Source organism: Microbispora sitophila (genome assembly GCF_014892245.1).
In the GTDB taxonomy this organism is placed as follows: Bacteria; Actinomycetota; Actinomycetes; order Streptosporangiales; family Streptosporangiaceae; genus Microbispora; species Microbispora siamensis.
On the sequence record NZ_JADBGC010000005.1, the window covers coordinates 419,069 to 435,130 of the forward strand.

Genomic DNA, 16,062 nt, shown 5'->3' on the forward strand with positions numbered 1-16,062 from the left:
CCCGCGGGGCCCCACACCCCCCGAACCCGCTGCAAAAGGCGCCGGCGACCACGGCGGCATCGTGATGCCATCGTGATCGCCGGCGCCGAACTGTCCGTATCGGTGAGCCGATGTAAAGGACATGAGGCGAATCCGGTACGGCGCGGCGGCCCTGGTGGCCGTCGCCTTTCTGTTGACGGGGTGTGGCGGCGCGGGCGAAACCAGCAGCGACACGGCCGGCAGCGCCGCCGCGCCCGTGGCCCCGGCCGGGCAGGCCGCCACGGGCGCGGCCATGGATCAGGGCGAGGAGCGGGCGCCCGCGACGGGCGGCGGGAGCGGCGGGCAGGAGAAGACCAGGATCGAACCGGCCGACCGCGCGATCATCTACCAGGCCGAGCTCACCGTCGAGGCCAAGGACGTCACGGCGGCGGCCGACCGCGCGAAGGCGATCGTGACGGGCGCGGGCGGGTACGTCGCCGAGGAGCGCAGCGAGTCCGTCTCGCGCGGCGTCCAGTCGATGATCGCGTTCAAGGTGCCCCCGGCGCGCTACACCGACGTGCTCGCCCAGCTCGGACGCGACCTCGGGAAACGCACGTCGATGCGGCAGAACGCACAGGACGTCACCGAGGAGGTCGCCGACGTCGCCAGCCGGGTGAAGTCGGCCGAGGCCGCGCTCGGGCAGTTCCGCACGCTGCTGTCGAAGGCGAACAAGATCGGTGAGATCCTCGAGATCGAGCGGGAGATCTCCAACCGCGAGGCCGATCTGGAGTCGCTGCAGGCCAGGCAGAAGGCCCTGGAGGCGCAGACCGGCATGGCCACCGTGACGCTCACCCTGGTGCCCCCGCCGGAGCACTCGGCCGGCACCGAGAAGAAGAAGGACGAGTCCGGGTTCCTCGCCGGGCTGCGCGCCGGGTGGGACACCCTGACCACGTCGACCGTGATGGCACTGACCGTGCTGGGCGCGCTGCTGCCCTGGATCGTCGTGGCCGGGGTGGTGTGGCTGGCCGTCCGGGTCGTCATGCGCCGGATGCGCCGCCGTGCCGCCCCGCCGGCCGGCCCCGTACCCCCCGGCTCCGTTCCTCCAGTCCCTCCCGGGCACGGGCCCGGCTTCCCCGGGGGTCCCGCGCCCACGGGCGGCCCCGCGGGGCAGCCGCACCTCGGCTCACCGGAGCCGGCGCCCCGCGAGGACCGGGACGAGAACCAGGATCAGGGCCGGGAGTCCGAGCGCACGCCCAGCTAGCACTCAGCGGGCCGACGACTCGTGGACGAAGTCGGTGAGCCGGGCGATCTGGTCGGGGTCGGTCGAGGGAAGCACGCCGTGTCCGAGGTTGAACACGTGCCCCTCGGCCACCCGGCCGCGTTCGAGCACGTCTCTGGCCCGCCTCTCGACGACCTCCCAGGGCGCGAGCAGGATCGCCGGGTCCAGGTTGCCCTGCAGGGCCTTGCCCGCGCCCACGCGCAGCGCGGCCTCGTCGAGCGGCACCCGCCAGTCGACGCCCACCACGTCGGCGCCGGCCTCGCCCATGAGGCCGAGCAGCTCGCCGGTGCCGACGCCGAAGTGGATGCGCGGCACACCGAGGTCCGCCAGGCCCGCGAAGATCTTGCTGGTGTGCGGCAGCACGTAGGTGCGGTAGTCCTGCGGCGCGACCGCGCCCACCCACGAGTCGAAGAGCTGGACGGCCGAGGCGCCCGCCGCCACCTGAACCCGCAGGAAGGCGAGTGTGATCGCGCCGAGCCGCTCCATCAGCTCGTGCCACAGCTCCGGCTCGCCGTACATCATGGCCTTGGTGCGGTCGTGGTTCTTGGAGGGGCCGCCCTCGATCAGGTAGGACGCGAGCGTGAACGGCCCTCCGGCGAAGCCGATCAGCGGTGTGCCGCCCAGCTCGCCGGTGAGCGCGCCGACCGCCTCCGTCACGTACGGGACGTCGTCCGGCTCCAGGGGCCGCAGGACATCCATGCCCGCCTTGTCGCGGATGGGGGTCCCGACGACCGGGCCGACGCCGGGCTTGATGTCGAGGTCGACGCCGACGGCCTTGAGCGGGACCACGATGTCGCTGAAGAAGATCGCCGCGTCCGTGCCGTACCTGCGGACCGGCTGCATGGTGATCTCGACCACGAGGTCGGGCGTGGCGCAGGCGGTGAGCATCTCGACGCCCGCGCGCACCCTGCGGTACTCGGGCAGCGAGCGCCCGGCCTGGCGCATGTACCACACCGGCGTGTGCGGAACGGGCTCGCGCCGGCACGCGCGAATGAAAACGGAATCGGCGAGCTGGGGTTTCACGGCACCAGCCTGCCATGCCCCGGCGCCGCCCCGCGCCCTGACCCATGACCTGGGGCTCCAGAACGACGCGAGGAAGGCCGATGATCGCGTAAGGTGAACCCCATCCCCTCCTGTGAGTCATCTCACAGCTCGGCAATGTGTTCGCCAATCGGCCATCCGGCATCGATTCCAATACCACTTTCGAGACACGCCGAGTGCGATGCGGGGAAATGTCGCCGGGACGTGCCAACGTCGGATCAGTCCCGAGCGACCGCCACGACCGTGGATCCGACGAGAGGCCCCGGAGCGATGACTTCGATGTGGAGTTCCCCCGAACGCCGCACTGAGCACTGTGCCGGCAGCGACGCCGCGCGCCCCGCCCGCCCCAGCAGCGCGGCGCGCGCGACGGGGCGGCGAGACCGCGCGGACGGCCGCGGCGACCGCCGGGACCGCATGCGCGGACGCGCCCCGGCACGGACGGCCGACCGGGTGACGGCTCGACTGGCGGCGACGGTTTGACGACTTCCGATGCCCCCCACAGCCACCCCCCTGCTTCGCGCTCTCCCGAATCCGACCTACTCTTCCGTCATGACCCTCGGTGAACCGCCTGCGCCTCCCGCCGCCTTCCGGCGCGCGCTGGAGACGCTGCGCCCCGCCGAGGTACGGCCGGAGATCGAGCTGGAGGACATCCCTGCGCCCCAGAGGCTCGCGCCGTACTCCGGTGCAGTCGGGGCGTCCGTGTACCGTGACGACGACGAACTCGCCGTCGGCCGCCTGATCATGCTGTTCGACCCCGAGGGCCAGCGCGGCTGGGAGGGACCGTTCCGCCTCGTCGCCTACGTACGCGCCGACATGGAGCCGGAGATGACCACCGACCCGCTGCTGGGGCCGGTGGCCTGGAGCTGGCTCACCGAGGCGCTCGACGCCCACGGCGCGAGGTACGCCGCGGTGGGCGGCACGGTCACCCGCGCCGTCTCGGAGGGGTTCGGCGGCAAGGCGGACGACCCCGTCACCACCGAGATCGAGCTGCGGGCCTCGTGGTCGCCGCTCGACGAGGACCTGTCGCCGCACGCGGCCGCCTGGTGCGATCTCATGTGCCTGGCCGCGGGCATCCCCCCGCTGCCGCCCGACGTCGCCACGCTGCATCCGCGCCCCGCCCGCCGTGATGATCCGAAAGTTCCGTAGCCCGTGACAGAACCCGTAGTCCAGCCACTGTTGGAGCCGCGCGAGGGAATCCCGCCCGTCATCGAGGACTCCGCCGCGCTCGCGGCCGCCGTGGACGCCTTCGCCCGTGGGAGCGGGCCGGTGGCCGTCGACGCCGAGCGCGCCTCCGGATATCGCTACAGCGGCCGCGCCTACCTGGTGCAGCTGCGCCGGGCCGGCGCGGGATCCGCGCTGATCGACCCGATCAAGTGTCCCGACCTGTCCGCGCTGGACGAGGCCGTACGCGACGCCGAGATCGTCCTGCACGCCGCGAACCAGGACCTGCCGTGCCTGGCCGAGCTGGGCTTCCGCCCGCGGCGGCTGTTCGACACCGAGCTGGCCGGGCGGCTGCTCGGCTACGAGCGGGTCGGCCTGGGGACCATGGTCGAACTCGTCCTCGGCCTGCGGCTGGAGAAGGGGCACTCCGCGGCCGACTGGTCGGCCCGCCCGCTGCCGGAGGACTGGCTGCGCTACGCGGCGCTCGACGTGGAGGTGCTGGTCGAGCTGCGCGACGTCCTGCACGACGAGCTGGCCGCCACCGGCAAGCTGGAATGGGCGCTGGAGGAGTTCGCGTCGATCCTGGCCGCTCCCGCCCATCCCCCGCGTACCGACCCGTGGCGGCGCACCTCGGGCATCCACCGGGTGCGCACGCTGCGCGGGCTCGCCGTGGTGCGGGAGCTGTGGACGCTGCGCGACGAGATCGCGCGGGAGGCCGACCTCGCGCCGGGCCGTGTGCTGCCCGACTCGGCGATCGTGCAGGCCGCCCTCGACCAGCCGCGCACGACCAAGTCCCTCACCGAGATCACGCCGTTCGTCGGCCGCAGCGCCCGCCGCCACCTCAACGACTGGCTTGCGGCGGTGAACCGGGCGCGCACGATGCCGGAGGCGGCGCTGCCGCAGCCCGTGGGGCCCGGGGACGGCCCTCCCCCGGCCAACCGGTGGGCCGACCGGGACCCGGCCGCCGCCAAGCGGCTCGTGGCGGCGCGGGCCGTCGTCGCCGCGCTCGCCGACGAGCACCGCATGCCGACGGAGAACCTGCTCCAGCCCGACGCCGTACGCAGGCTGACCTGGGAGCCGCCCGCGCCGATCAGCGAGGAGACCGTGGCGGCGCGGCTGCGCGCACTGGGCGCGCGGGAGTGGCAGATCGGCCTGACCGTCCACCCGCTGGCCAAGGCGCTCGAACGGCTGGAGATCAAAGGAGAGGTGTGACATGCGGGGCTACGGCCCGGACGTGGAGTCCTCCTTCGGCTACCGCCTGCACCACGTCCAGCTCGCCGTCCCGCCCGGGGCCGAGGACGACTGCCGCGCCTTCTACGTGGGCGTGCTCGGGATGACCGAGATCGGCAAGCCCCCCGCGCTCGCCGCGCGCGGGGGCCTGTGGGTGCGGGCCGGCGCCCTGGAGATCCACCTCGGCGTGGAGGAGGACTTCCGCCCCGCGCGCAAGGCACATCCGGGCATCCTGGTGACCGGCCTCGACGACCTTGCCGCGCGCCTGGAGGCCGCCGGCGTCGAGGTCGCCTGGGATCCGCACTTCCCCGGCCATCGCCGCTTCTACGCCCACGACAACGTCGGCAACCGCCTGGAGTTCCTCGAACCGGTGTGAGCACGCGGAGGCTCCCGGAGGCGCGGCCGTCGCCGGCGGGCCCCCGGGAGCCTGTTCACTCAGCTCGCGTCGTCGTCGTTCACGACGAGCCGGGTGAAGCCGCCGCCGATCGTCGCGTTGACCGGCACCGAGGCGACCACCTGGTAGGACTGCGGCGCGGACGCCACGGCGGTGTCGCCGTTGACCGGCACCCGGAAGGACGCCTCCAGGGCCCCGGCCGGGATGACGACCTCCTGCGCCGCCGAGGCGACCACCGGGGCGGCGCCGGTCGCGATCGTCTGGATCTGGACCGTCACGGGCGTGTCGCTCTTGTCCGACAGCCGCACGGTCATCGTGGCCGTGCCGGGCCCGTCGCCCTCGTCCACCGTGGCGCCCTCCACCGACACCTGCGGCAGCCTGTCGGTGCGGGCCTCACCCGCGGCCGTCGTGGTGAACGCGAGGTCGGCGAGGTAGACCGCGCCCTGCCGACTCGCGCCCGAGATCCGGATCTCGCTGATCTGCTGCGGCTTGACGCCGGTGAGCGCGCCCAGCGGGACGCGGACCGTGCGCAGCCAGGTCTTGGGCAGCGGCGATGCCGTTCCGGGGAACGCCGTGAGCGCGTCGCTCGCCTCGGACACCCTGACCGTCTGGGACGCACCCCGCTTGTCGACGACCTCGACCGCGAGGTCCACGTCGCCGGTCGCCGTCTCGTCCCTCGCCACGCGGAAGGTGAGCGCGTCGTAGCGGGAGACGTTCTGGACCTGCTTGTCCAGCGGCACCGTCACCGTGCCCGTGGGGTCGCTCCAGGAGAACCGCAGCACCGGGGTCGAGGCGACGTTGTTCGCGTACGTCGCGGGCGTCCAGGACGGCGCCTGCGAGGTGGTCAGCGTGGAGGCGCAGGACGGCAGGCCGCTCTGCGGCGAGCGGCCGAGCATCCCGGCGCAGACGACCGCGGTGGCCGCGCCGGAGACCCGCGTGGACGGCGCGAGCGACGTGAAGGAGGCCACGTCGAGGCGCTTGCCCGCGGGCGCCTGGGCGACGGCGTGCACGACGGCCCGCCCGGCGGAGGCGGTGGTGCCGCCGCTGCCGTCGAACAGCGGCAGCAGGCCCTGCTCGCCGCCCTGAACCAGGCGGAAGAACCCGGCGATGTACGCCGTGCCGACGGCGTACTGCTCGGCGGCGGTCAGCCGCGACGGCGCGGCGCCGCCGCAGACCGGGTCGTTGCGGTTCGACCAGTCGTCGGACGCGGGCGCGTGCGCCACGCCCGGGGTCCACTCGGTGTTGAAGAAGTTGTGGTCGGCGCCCATGACCATCAGGGAGGAGCGGAAGGCCGGGTCGCCGTCCGCGGCGTACCGGGAGTCGTCGTAGAAGTGCTGACCCTGCTGGTTGGAGACGTCCCCGTCGCAGTACGGCAGGATGACGGCCATCGGCGTGCCGGGCAGGGTCGCCCGCGCGAAGTCGGTCGGCGCGAGCGGCAGCACCGCCCTGATCCCGTACGGCCTGGCCCGGCCCGCGTTCATCAGCGCGGCCTTGACGACGCCCTCGCCGCCGCGCGAGTGGCCCATCAGGCCGACGTCGGACATGTCGAGGCGGCCCTTGAACAGGCTCACCAGCTTCGCGTCGCCCACGCCCTTACCGGCGTCGGCGAGCAGGTCGAGGTGCCGCATGACGACCTCGCCCCGGGCCAGCGCCCCCCGGTCCTCGCTGTAGGGGTTGTCGGCGGCGTTGACGCCGTTGGCGCTGACCGACACGACGACGTACCCCTGGCTGGCGAGGACGTCGGCGGGGCCGTCGTAGCCCTGGTAGCTGGCGATGGGCTGCTGCCCCGCAGGACAGGGCCACTGGGTGTTGGACGTCGTCCAGGCCGTGGGGTTGTAGCAGGCCGAGTGGCGGCCGTGCAGGAAGACGACCAAGGGACGCCTGCCGGGGGCGCCTTCCGGCAGGTAGACCTTCGCCCGGATCTCGGCCTGGCGGCCGCCGAGCCCCTCCAGGGTGATGGCGGTGTCGCCGAGGTCGTACTCGTCGTGGATCACGGCGTACGGACCGGGCGCGGCGGGATCGACGGGCGCGGGAGCCGGCTTGCCGTGCGGCTTGGCGGGCGACTCGGCGGGCGTTGGGGCGGCCTTGCCGGCGACCGCCGCGGCGGCCTCGGGCACCTCGCCGTTCCAGGCCACGCCGACGGACGACGCCGTGGCGACGGTGGGGTCGGGGGTGACGACGGTCAGCGTCATGCCGTCGGGCGACTCCTCGGCCGGGCCGAGCGACCGGCCGTCCGCCGCGAGTTCGGGGACGGCGTCGCGGACCGGCAGCGGCTTGTTCAGGTGGAGCGTGACCCGGTGGCCGCCGCCGACGGGTTCGACGGTCCAGGTGCCGTCCCCGCCGCTCGAGCCGGCCGGCGTCGGCGGCGCGGCGTGTGCGGGTCCCGCGAGGAGGGGGGTGGACAGGGTCGCGGCCGTGACGGCCGCGGCGAGCGCCTTGGTCCAGGCGCGCACAGGAGAGCGCATTGGTTCCTTTTCGAGTGCAATGCCCCAAGAAAGCCACTCACAAGGGTTAGAGGAGGGATTCTTGAGCTTTGAGGGGTTGCATCCCGAATGAGATCGTCACCGGCGACATGTGCTGATTCCGCCCGGTTTCCGACCAGTTAAGGATCACTCACAGACACGGCGACCCCACCGATCCCCGGACCGGTTACTGACCAGTAGCATAGGGAGCCGGAAGCTACCGACAAGTAGGAGCGAACCCGTGCCTGCGTCCCGTGAAGTCGTCTTCGTCGACGGCGTTCGGACGCCTTTCGGCAAGTCGGGCCCGAAGGGCCTGTACGCCGAGACGCGTGCCGACGACCTGGTAGTCCGCGTCATCCGCGAGCTGATGCGGCGCAATCCCGGCCTCCCCCCGGAGCGGGTGGACGAGGTGGCCATCGCGGCCACCACCCAGATCGGCGACCAGGGCCTGACCATCGGCAGGTCCGCGGCGGTGCTCGCCGGCCTGCCGAAGTCGGTCCCCGGTTACGCCATCGACCGCATGTGCGCCGGCGCGATGACCGCCGTCACCACCGTGGCGGGCGGCATCTCCTTCGGCGCGTACGACGTTGCCATCGCCGGCGGCGTCGAGCACATGGGCCGCCACCCCATGGGCGAGGGGGTGGACCCCAACCCCCGGTTCCTGTCCGAGCAGCTCGTGGACGGCTCGGCGCTGGTCATGGGCATGACCGCGGAGAACCTGCACGACCGCTACCCGTCCATCACCAAGGAGCGCGCCGACGCCTTCGCCGTCGCCTCGCAGGAGAAGGTCGCCAAGGCGTACGCCGACGGCAAGATCCAGCGCGACCTGGTGCCGGTCGCGGCCCGTAAGGCCGCCGAGGGCTGGGGCCTGGCCACCGTGGACGAGACGCCGCGCCCCGGCACGACGCTGGAGGGCCTGCGCACGCTCAAGACGCCGTTCCGCGCGCACGGGCGGGTCACGGCGGGCAACGCCTCCGGCATCAACGACGGCGCGACCGGCTGCATCGTGGCCGCCGAGGACGTGGCCAGGGAGCTGGGCCTGACCCCGCGCATGCGGCTGGTGTCCTACGCCTTCGCCGGTGTGGACCCCGAGGTCATGGGCATCGGCCCGATCCCCTCCACCGAGCGCGCGCTGCGCCTGGCCGGGCTGTCCATCGACGACATCGGTCTGTTCGAGATCAACGAGGCGTTCGCCGTACAGGTGCTGGCCTTCCTGGAGCACTTCGGCATCGCCGACGACGACCCGCGCGTCAACCCGTACGGCGGCGCGATCGCGTTCGGCCACCCGCTCGCCTCGTCGGGCGTGCGGCTGATGACCCAGCTCTCGCGCGAGTTCGCCGAGCGGCCCGACGTCCGCTATGGGATCACCACGATGTGCGTCGGCATGGGCATGGGCGGCACCGTCATCTGGGAGAACCTGGCATGAGCACGATCGAGACCTGGAAGGCCCTTCTGGAGGGCAAGAACGCCGACGAGGTGGTCACCAAGGCGCTCGTGCGCGACGTCGAGCTTCCGTACGGCGCGGGCACGATGGCCCTGATCACGCTCGACAACGGCCTCGACCACACCAAGCCCAACACCTTCGGTCCCCACGGCCTGCTCGCGCTGAACGACGCGCTCGACGCGATCACCGCGCGCTCCGGCCTCGCGGCCGTCGGCGTCGTCGGCAAGCCCTTCATCTTCGCCGTCGGGGCCGACCTCAAGGGCGCGGCGGCGGTGTCCTCCCGCGAGGAGGCGCTGGCCATCGGACAGCTCGGTCACCACGTGTTCCGCCGCCTCGGCGAGCTGGATGTGCCGTCGTTCGCGTTCGTCAACGGCGCGGCGATGGGCGGCGGGCTGGAGATCGCCCTGCACTGTACGTATCGCACCGTGTCGTCCGGCGTCCCGGCGATCGCGCTGCCGGAGTGCTTCCTCGGCCTGGTGCCCGGATGGGGCGGCACCCAGCTTCTCCCCCGCCTGATCGGCCCCGAGAAGGCCCTCAAGCTGATCACCGAGAACCCGCTGTCGCAGAACCGCATGATCAAGGGCCGCGACGCGTACGCCCTGGGGATCGCCGACGCGATGTTCGAGCCCGCCGACTTCGTCGAGGAGTCGCTGCGGTGGGCCGCGCAGGTGCTGCGCGGCGAGGTGACCGTCGAGCGGGCCGACCACACCGCGGAGGACTGGGCCCCGGTGATCGACCAGGCCAGGACCCTCGTCGATCTCAAGCTGCGGGGGGCCTCCCCCGCGCCGTACCGGGCGCTCGACCTCATGGCCCTGGCCCGTACGGCGTCGCGCGACGAGGGCTTCGCCGCGGAGGACGAGGCGCTGGCCGACCTGCTCATGAGCGACGAGCTGCGGGCCGGGCTGTACGCCTTCGATCTGGTGCAGCGCCGGGCCAAGCGGCCGGCCGGGGCACCGGACAGGTCGCTGGCCCGGCCGGTCACCAAGGTCGGCGTGGTGGGCGCGGGGCTGATGGCCTCGCAGCTCGCGCTGCTGTTCGCCCGCCGCCTGGAGGTCCCGGTCGTGCTGACCGACCTCGACCAGGCCCGGCTGGACAAGGGCGTCGGCTACGTCCACGCCGAGGTCGACAAGCTGCTGGGCAAGGGCCGCGTCTCCGCCGACCAGGCCAACCGGCTGAAGGGCCTGGTGACGGGCTCGCTGACCAAGGACGCCTTCGCCGACGCCGACTTCGTGATCGAGGCGGTGTTCGAGGACCTCGGCGTGAAGCAGAAGGTCTTCGCCGAGGTGGAGGAGGTCGTCTCCGAGACCTGCGTGCTCGCCACCAACACCTCGTCGCTGTCGGTCACCGACATGGCGGCCGGCCTGCGGCACCCGGAGCGGGTGGTGGGCTTCCACTTCTTCAACCCGGTCGCGGTGCTGCCGCTGCTGGAGATCGTCCGGGGCGCCGCCACCGACGACGCGACGCTGGCCACGGCGTTCGCGGTCGGCAAGACGCTGAAGAAGTCGTGCGTGCTGGTCAAGGACGCGCCCGCGTTCGTCGTCAACCGGTTGCTGACGCGGTTCATGGGCGAGGTCACGGCGGCGGCCGACGAGGGCACCCCGCTGGAGGCCGCCGACCACGCGCTCGACTCGCTCGGCCTGCCGATGACGCCGTTCGCGCTGCTCCAGCTCGTCGGCCCGGCCGTCGCTCTGCACGTCGCCGAGACCATGCACGCGGCGTTCCCGGACCGCTTCGGCGTCTCGCAGAACCTCGCCAAGCTGGTCGCCGCAGGCAAGCCGGGCCTGTACGGCCCGGACTTCCGGATCGACCCGGAGGTGCGGGCGCTGTTCGAGGGCGGCTCGTCCCCGTCCACGGCGGACGATGTGCGGCTGCGGGCCCTGCGGGCCCTCGCCCAGGAGATCAGGCTCATGCTCGACGAGGGCGTGGTCGCGGCGCCGCAGGACATCGACCTGTGCATGATCCTCGGCGCGGGCTGGCCGTTCCACACCGGCGGCATCACGCCGTACCTCGACCGGACGGGCATCTCCGAGGAGGTCACCGGGTCCCGCTTCCTGGAGCCCGGCGTCGCCTCCGTACCGGCCTGAGTTCTCGGCCACAGGCCCGCCCGGCCGAGCCGCCGCGCCACCCCGGCGCGGCGGCTCGCCTCGTGATTGAGGTCGTCGTGGCAGCACCGGGGGCCACGTTGGTGCGCTCGCACACGCCCTTGCGCCGCGCGTTGTCCCGTTGCGGGATCGTCAATCGGTCCGGGTGCGGAGGCTCCGCGCCAGGGTGGGGATCATCACCGTCGCAGAGACGAGGTGTAGCCCGAGGAGGGCGGTGGTGGTGGCGGTGTTCGCCCCCACGAGGAGGGGCGGGACCAGCGAGATCGCGGTCAGCGACACCGCCGTCCACACGAATCGCTCGGCGGGGCGGGCGCTCCAGCGAAGAAGAGCGACGGCGATGACGATGCCCACGACCGAGAAGAAGCCGGTCACCACGGCGAATCCGGGCAACGGGATCGTCTCGCCACCATCGGGGACCTCGAAGTCGACGCCGACGGCCTGGGCGAGCGCGGCGGCGAGGGTGGTGGCCACCATCGCCGCGAGCGTGGCGACGAGGCCGGTGCCGGCGAGCCCGCGGAGTCGGTGGGTGTGGCTGGTCTGGCCCGATGCCGGGCCTGCGACGACCCCGGTGTCATTCGTGCTGTTCATGTCGTCCTCCATCAATCGGTAACTGGCGTAGGGGTGTGCTGACCGGCACGAGACGGTCCTGGCCCTGGGGGTGACGATGCGCACCCTCGCCGTGCGACGGCCGGGGTTCCGCAGGGCGCGGACGCCGGTGCCGCGGAGCCAGAACCCGGCGTCGCGTCCGAGGACCGGCCCGGGCTCGCCGTCGCGCAGCTCCAGCTGCACCCGCCCGCGGGTGACGACGCCGAACGCGTCGCACCACTCGGCCGCGACCACCGCGACACGCGCGCCACCTCGCAGCGCGAGCGTCCGCACCGGGACTACTCCGTGCCGTCCGCCGGCAGGCGCTCCGGCAGCCCGAGCCGCGGGAACCGGTCGTCGTGGAAGATGAAGATCTCGGTGATCGCCCCGCCGGTGACGCGCAGGACGTCGATCGTCAGCGGCAGGTAGGCGCCCTCCCGCTTCCGCCACTGGTAGAAGGCGACGGCGGGCTGCCGGTTCACGGAGGTGGGGACGGCGCGCAGGTGCTTCATGCCCTCGAAGCCGCTCTCGACCCAGTCGTTCACCACCGCGTCGCGGCCGACGAACAGGCCCGGCGTGGGCGGCATCGAGCAGCGGACGTCGTCCCGCAGCAGTGCGGCGAGCCCGCCGATGTCCGTGGCCACGCTGGCGTCGGTGAAGCGGCGCACCAGCTCGCGCGTCCCGGCGTCCTCCTCTCCGCCGGTCCAGTCCTGCCGCTCGGCGGGCAGGTGCTCCCGCATGCCGGCACGGGCCCGCTGCAGCGCGCTGTTCACGGAGTTGACGGAGTCACCGAGGAGCTCCGCGACGTCCTTGGCCGGCCAGCCGAGCACGTCCCGCAGGATCAGCACGGCCCGCGGGCGCGGCGCGAGGTGCTGGACCGCGACCAGGTACGCCAGCTCGATCGTCTCCCGCGCGACGGCGACGGTCTCCGGCTCGTCCGCGTCGCCCGCGGGCAGCTCGTCGAGCAGCCGGTCCGGGTAGGGCTGCAGCCACGGCACCTCGCCGCCGGCCGCGGGCTCCGGGCGGCACTTGGCGAGCAGGTCCAGGCAGGCGTTGGTGGCGATCCGGTACAGCCAGGCCCGGAACGTCGACCGCCCCTCGAAGGTCTCCCGCCGCCGCCAGGCACGGAGGAACGTCTCCTGCACGGTGTCCTCGGCGTCCTCGAACGACCCGAGCATCCGGTAGCAGTGCACGTGCAGCTCCCGCCGGTGCCGCTCCGCCAGCGCCGAGAACGCCGGCTCGTCGACCTCGCCCAGACCGCTCCCACCCAGGCCGCTCACGCCCAGCTCCTCCAGCCGCGTGTCCGCACTCATCACGTCATCCTTCCGCCTCGTCGTGTCCCGTCGTAGGTATGACGGGTGCGGGCGCGACAACTCATCACCAGGGTCGGTCGGCATGGCTGATCCACTGACGGATCCGGTGGCGGAGCACGACGCGCGGTACGGCGAGGAGGGCGCGGGTCCGCCGGAGTGGGCGGGTGCGCGACCGCCTGCCGCGTGCCGGGGTCGACACGACACGCGGCGGGCATGGACGCACGGACACGGCACGAGGTCCACCGAAAAGGATGGGCTTGATCTTGGAGCCGAGACCCGGCTCACCTGGCACGAAGGGACCCGCTCGGCGGCGCGACCGGGTGCCGGCCCGGCTCATCCCCTGCGGCCCCCGGGCAGGGTCAGGCCGCGTGACGGTATGCGGAATAGGTGAGGTAGCCGTCATCGCCGCCCTGATACCAGGTGGATTGGTCGTGCGGCGCGATGGGGAGCCCCTGGCGCAGCCGCTCCACGAGGTCGGGATTGGCGATGAAGGCGCGGCCGAAGCTGATGAGATCGGCGCCGAGCCCCAGCCAGTGATCGGCGGCCGCCTTGTCCGTCTGCCGGGGGCCCATCGGGAAGACCGGGTTGACGATGAGCGTGCCGGGCCAGGCCTTGCGCAGTTCGACGAGCACCTCCTCGTCGGTGGTGGCCTCGAGGTGGACGTACGCCAGGTCCATGGAGGCCAGCTCGGCGAGCAGCGCGCCGTACAGGGCGGGGACGTCGGTCTCCTCCGCGCCCCAGATGCCCGCGCCGGGCGAGAGCCGGATGCCCGTCCGGTGGCCGCCCACCGCCTCGACGGTCGCCGACACCGCCTCCACGGCGAAGCGGATCCGGTTGGCGATCGAGCCGCCGTAGGCGTCGGTGCGCAGGTTGGCGGTGCTGGACAGGAACTGCGCGATGAGGTATCCGTTCGCGCCGTGCAGTTCCACGCCGTCGAAACCGGCGTCGACGGCGCGGAGCGCCGCCTTTGCGTAGGACAGGGCGTGCTCGGGCACCTCGGCGGTGTCCAGCGCCCTCGGCACGGGTGCGGGCTTGGGCCCCGCGGGAGTGAACACCTCTCCGGGGGCGGCGACGGCCGAGGGGCCCACCGGCCACATGCCCGTGGTGTCGGGGTGGGAGACGCGGCCCCCGTGCATGATCTGGGCGAAGATCCGGCCGCCGTTGGTGTGGACCGCGTCGGTGACCGGCCGCCAGGACTCGACCTGCTCGTCGGTGTACAGTCCCGGGGTGCCCGGGTTGGACTGGCCGACGAGGCTCGGCTGCACTCCTTCGGTCACGATGAGCCCGGCGGTGGCGCGCTGGGCGTAGTAGGTCGCCATCGACGGTGTCGCCAGGCCGCCCGCGGCCGCACGGACCCGGGTCATGGGGGCCATCACCACACGGTTGGGCAGGGTCAGCGCGCCGAGCTGGTGGCGGTCGAAAAGGGTCGTCATTCCTGAGTGCCTTTCAGACGTTCCTGCGGATGGTCGCGTCCGCCGGCTGGACACGGCGACTACGCTAAGACCTGACATTGACGTCAGATGCAAGCGTTCGGGCCGAGACTTTTCCGACAGGAGGCGCGATGCGGATCGGTGAGCTGGCGACGCGGGCCGGGGTGAGCGTCCGCTCTCTGCGCTACTACGAGGAGCAGGGCCTGCTCACCAGCACGCGCAGCCCCAGCGGCCAGCGCCACTACACCGACGGCGAGGTCGAGCGCGTACGGCTCATCCAGTGCCTGTACGCCGCCGGGCTCTCCAGCAGGACGATCGTCGAAGTGCTCCCGTGTGTCGACTCGCCGAGCGAGCGGAACTCCGACGAGGCGTTCGAGCGGCTGCTCCAGGAGCGGGACCGGATCAGCCGGCACATCGCCGAGCTCTCCCAGGCCCGTGACGCCCTCGACCGGCTCATCGACGTCAACCGCGCGCACCGCGCCCAGCTGACGCCTCGCTGATCTCGGGCATGACGGCGACGGCGCGGTGCCACTCGTGAACGCCGCGCCGGCCGCTCGTTCCCCGACCCGGCAGGCCGTTGAGGCGCTACGGCGCGGCGCGGCCGCCCGTGGTGTCGGGCGACTGCGCCGCGGAAGTCACAGCTCAGCGCTTGAACAGACGCGGCGCCAGGTCGATGAGGTTCTTCTGCCACACGTCCCAGCCGTGCGGTCCGGGGGTGACCCCGTCGAACTCGTAGCGGATACCGAGATCCTTCATCGTGGTCAGGGACGACATGAAGAACGGCTGCACGAAGTCGGTCTGGTCGCCGACGTACAGGCGCAACATCTTGGTCCCGCTGTTGATCGCCGCCACGTCGACGCCGGCGCCATCGCCGAACCAGGACGAGAACGCCGCGACGTAGGCGAACTTGCCCGGGTACGCCTTGAGCACCCCGAGCGTCTGCACACCGCCCATGGAGAGGCCGGCGAGTGCCTGCTGCGACGGGTCGCCGGAGACGTTGTAGTGGGCGCGGGCCGCGGGAACGATGTTGTCCAGCAGCTCCTTGTTGAAGTCGGACACGTTGCCGTTGCCCATCACGACCACCATCGGCACCAGGTTCCCGTCCAGGAAGTGGTGGTCGAGGATCTGCTTGGCGCGGCCCATCTCGACCCAGTCCGTGTAGCTCTGACCGCTGCCGTGCTGGAGGTAGAAGACGGGATACGGCTCCGCGCGCTTCGGGTCGTATCCGGGTGGGGTCCACACCAACGCGGTCCGGTCCTGGTTCGTCACGGTGCTCCGGTAGGTCAGGCTCTCGACCTTTCCGCCCTGGCCGGCCGGAACGTCCGAGAGCAGGCGTGACCTCTCACCCGGGATGAAGAAGCTGCTCCAGGTCGGCTCGGAGGTCACCTTCGTCGGGTTCGACGTGTCCTTGGCCCCGGCTCCGTCCACGATCAGCTGGTAGTAGTAGAACCAGGGGGCCAGCGGGCCCAGGGTCACCCGCCACCGGTCGCCCTCACGGGACATCGGGACGCGCAGCCAGCTTCCCCCGGGAGCGTCGTTCGCCCACACCGTGACGTGCTTGGCGTCCGTGAAGGCCGTCGTGGTCTCGAAGGTGACGAAACCGCCCTCGGACACGAACGGCGTCGGAGTGGTGCCGGCTGCGGGCGGGGTGAACTCGCCCTTC

13 protein-coding genes are annotated in these 16,062 nt (G+C 72.5%); 7 read left to right on the forward strand and 6 right to left on the reverse strand.

Annotation, left to right across the window (positions count from 1 at the left end; all coding sequences use genetic code 11):
* Positions 1–121: 121 nt before the first annotated feature.
* Positions 122–1,219, forward strand: coding sequence for a DUF4349 domain-containing protein (locus IL992_RS12065; RefSeq protein ID WP_193203395.1), 1,098 nt, complete (start codon positions 122–124; stop codon positions 1,217–1,219).
* A gap of 3 nt (positions 1,220–1,222) precedes the next feature.
* Here IL992_RS12065 and hemE read toward each other — a convergent pair whose 3' ends face one another.
* A complete protein-coding gene (gene hemE / locus IL992_RS12070; RefSeq protein ID WP_193203396.1) occupies positions 1,223–2,260 on the reverse strand; it encodes a uroporphyrinogen decarboxylase in 1,038 nt (345 codons plus the stop codon).
* A 567-nt stretch (positions 2,261–2,827) separates the two neighbouring features.
* Between hemE and IL992_RS12075 the strand changes: the two genes are divergently transcribed.
* From IL992_RS12075 to IL992_RS12085, 3 genes are read left to right on the forward strand one after another with little or no spacing between them, the layout of a single operon-like run.
* Positions 2,828–3,424, forward strand: coding sequence for a DUF3000 domain-containing protein (locus IL992_RS12075; RefSeq protein WP_142563873.1), 597 nt, complete (start codon positions 2,828–2,830; stop codon positions 3,422–3,424).
* A gap of 3 nt (positions 3,425–3,427) precedes the next feature.
* Positions 3,428–4,651: an HRDC domain-containing protein gene (locus IL992_RS12080; RefSeq protein ID WP_193203397.1), complete on the forward strand. Its 1,224-nt coding sequence runs from the start codon at positions 3,428–3,430 to the stop codon at positions 4,649–4,651.
* 1 nt (position 4,652) lies between these two features.
* Entirely contained in the window at positions 4,653–5,045 is a 393-nt protein-coding gene (locus tag IL992_RS12085; RefSeq protein WP_193203398.1) for a VOC family protein, read from the forward strand.
* A gap of 59 nt (positions 5,046–5,104) precedes the next feature.
* On the opposite strand, the gene IL992_RS12090 is transcribed toward IL992_RS12085, so the two are convergent.
* A complete protein-coding gene (locus IL992_RS12090; protein ID WP_193203399.1) occupies positions 5,105–7,528 on the reverse strand; it encodes an alpha/beta hydrolase in 2,424 nt (807 codons plus the stop codon).
* A gap of 238 nt (positions 7,529–7,766) precedes the next feature.
* Between IL992_RS12090 and IL992_RS12095 the strand changes: the two genes are divergently transcribed.
* Both IL992_RS12095 and IL992_RS12100 read left to right on the forward strand, forming a co-directional pair.
* Positions 7,767–8,951 carry a thiolase family protein gene (locus IL992_RS12095; protein ID WP_193203400.1) on the forward strand — a complete coding sequence of 395 codons (1,185 nt, stop codon included), beginning with the start codon at positions 7,767–7,769 and terminating at the stop codon, positions 8,949–8,951.
* A complete protein-coding gene (locus IL992_RS12100; RefSeq protein WP_193203401.1) occupies positions 8,948–11,053 on the forward strand; it encodes a 3-hydroxyacyl-CoA dehydrogenase NAD-binding domain-containing protein in 2,106 nt (701 codons plus the stop codon). Before IL992_RS12095 ends, IL992_RS12100 begins: the two co-directional genes overlap by 4 nt.
* A 150-nt stretch (positions 11,054–11,203) precedes the next feature.
* On the opposite strand, the gene IL992_RS48310 is transcribed toward IL992_RS12100, so the two are convergent.
* From IL992_RS48310 to IL992_RS12115, 3 genes are all read right to left on the reverse strand, one after another.
* Complete coding sequence (locus IL992_RS48310) at positions 11,204–11,950, reverse strand: DUF6069 family protein (RefSeq protein ID WP_319018498.1); 747 nt, start codon at positions 11,948–11,950, stop codon at positions 11,204–11,206.
* A 5-nt stretch (positions 11,951–11,955) separates the two neighbouring features.
* On the reverse strand, positions 11,956–12,969 hold the full coding sequence (locus IL992_RS12110; RefSeq protein ID WP_193203402.1) for an RNA polymerase subunit sigma-70: 1,014 nt from the start codon (positions 12,967–12,969) through the stop codon (positions 11,956–11,958).
* 359 nt (positions 12,970–13,328) lie between these two features.
* Positions 13,329–14,402, reverse strand: coding sequence for an alkene reductase (locus IL992_RS12115; protein WP_193203403.1), 1,074 nt, complete (start codon positions 14,400–14,402; stop codon positions 13,329–13,331).
* A 128-nt stretch (positions 14,403–14,530) separates the two neighbouring features.
* Between IL992_RS12115 and IL992_RS12120 the strand changes: the two genes are divergently transcribed.
* On the forward strand, positions 14,531–14,899 hold the full coding sequence (locus IL992_RS12120; protein WP_193203404.1) for a MerR family transcriptional regulator: 369 nt from the start codon (positions 14,531–14,533) through the stop codon (positions 14,897–14,899).
* Between the two features lie 142 nt (positions 14,900–15,041).
* Here IL992_RS12120 and IL992_RS12125 read toward each other — a convergent pair.
* On the reverse strand, positions 15,042–16,062 hold a 1,021-nt coding region (locus tag IL992_RS12125; RefSeq protein ID WP_226872727.1), incomplete at its 5' end, for an alpha/beta hydrolase.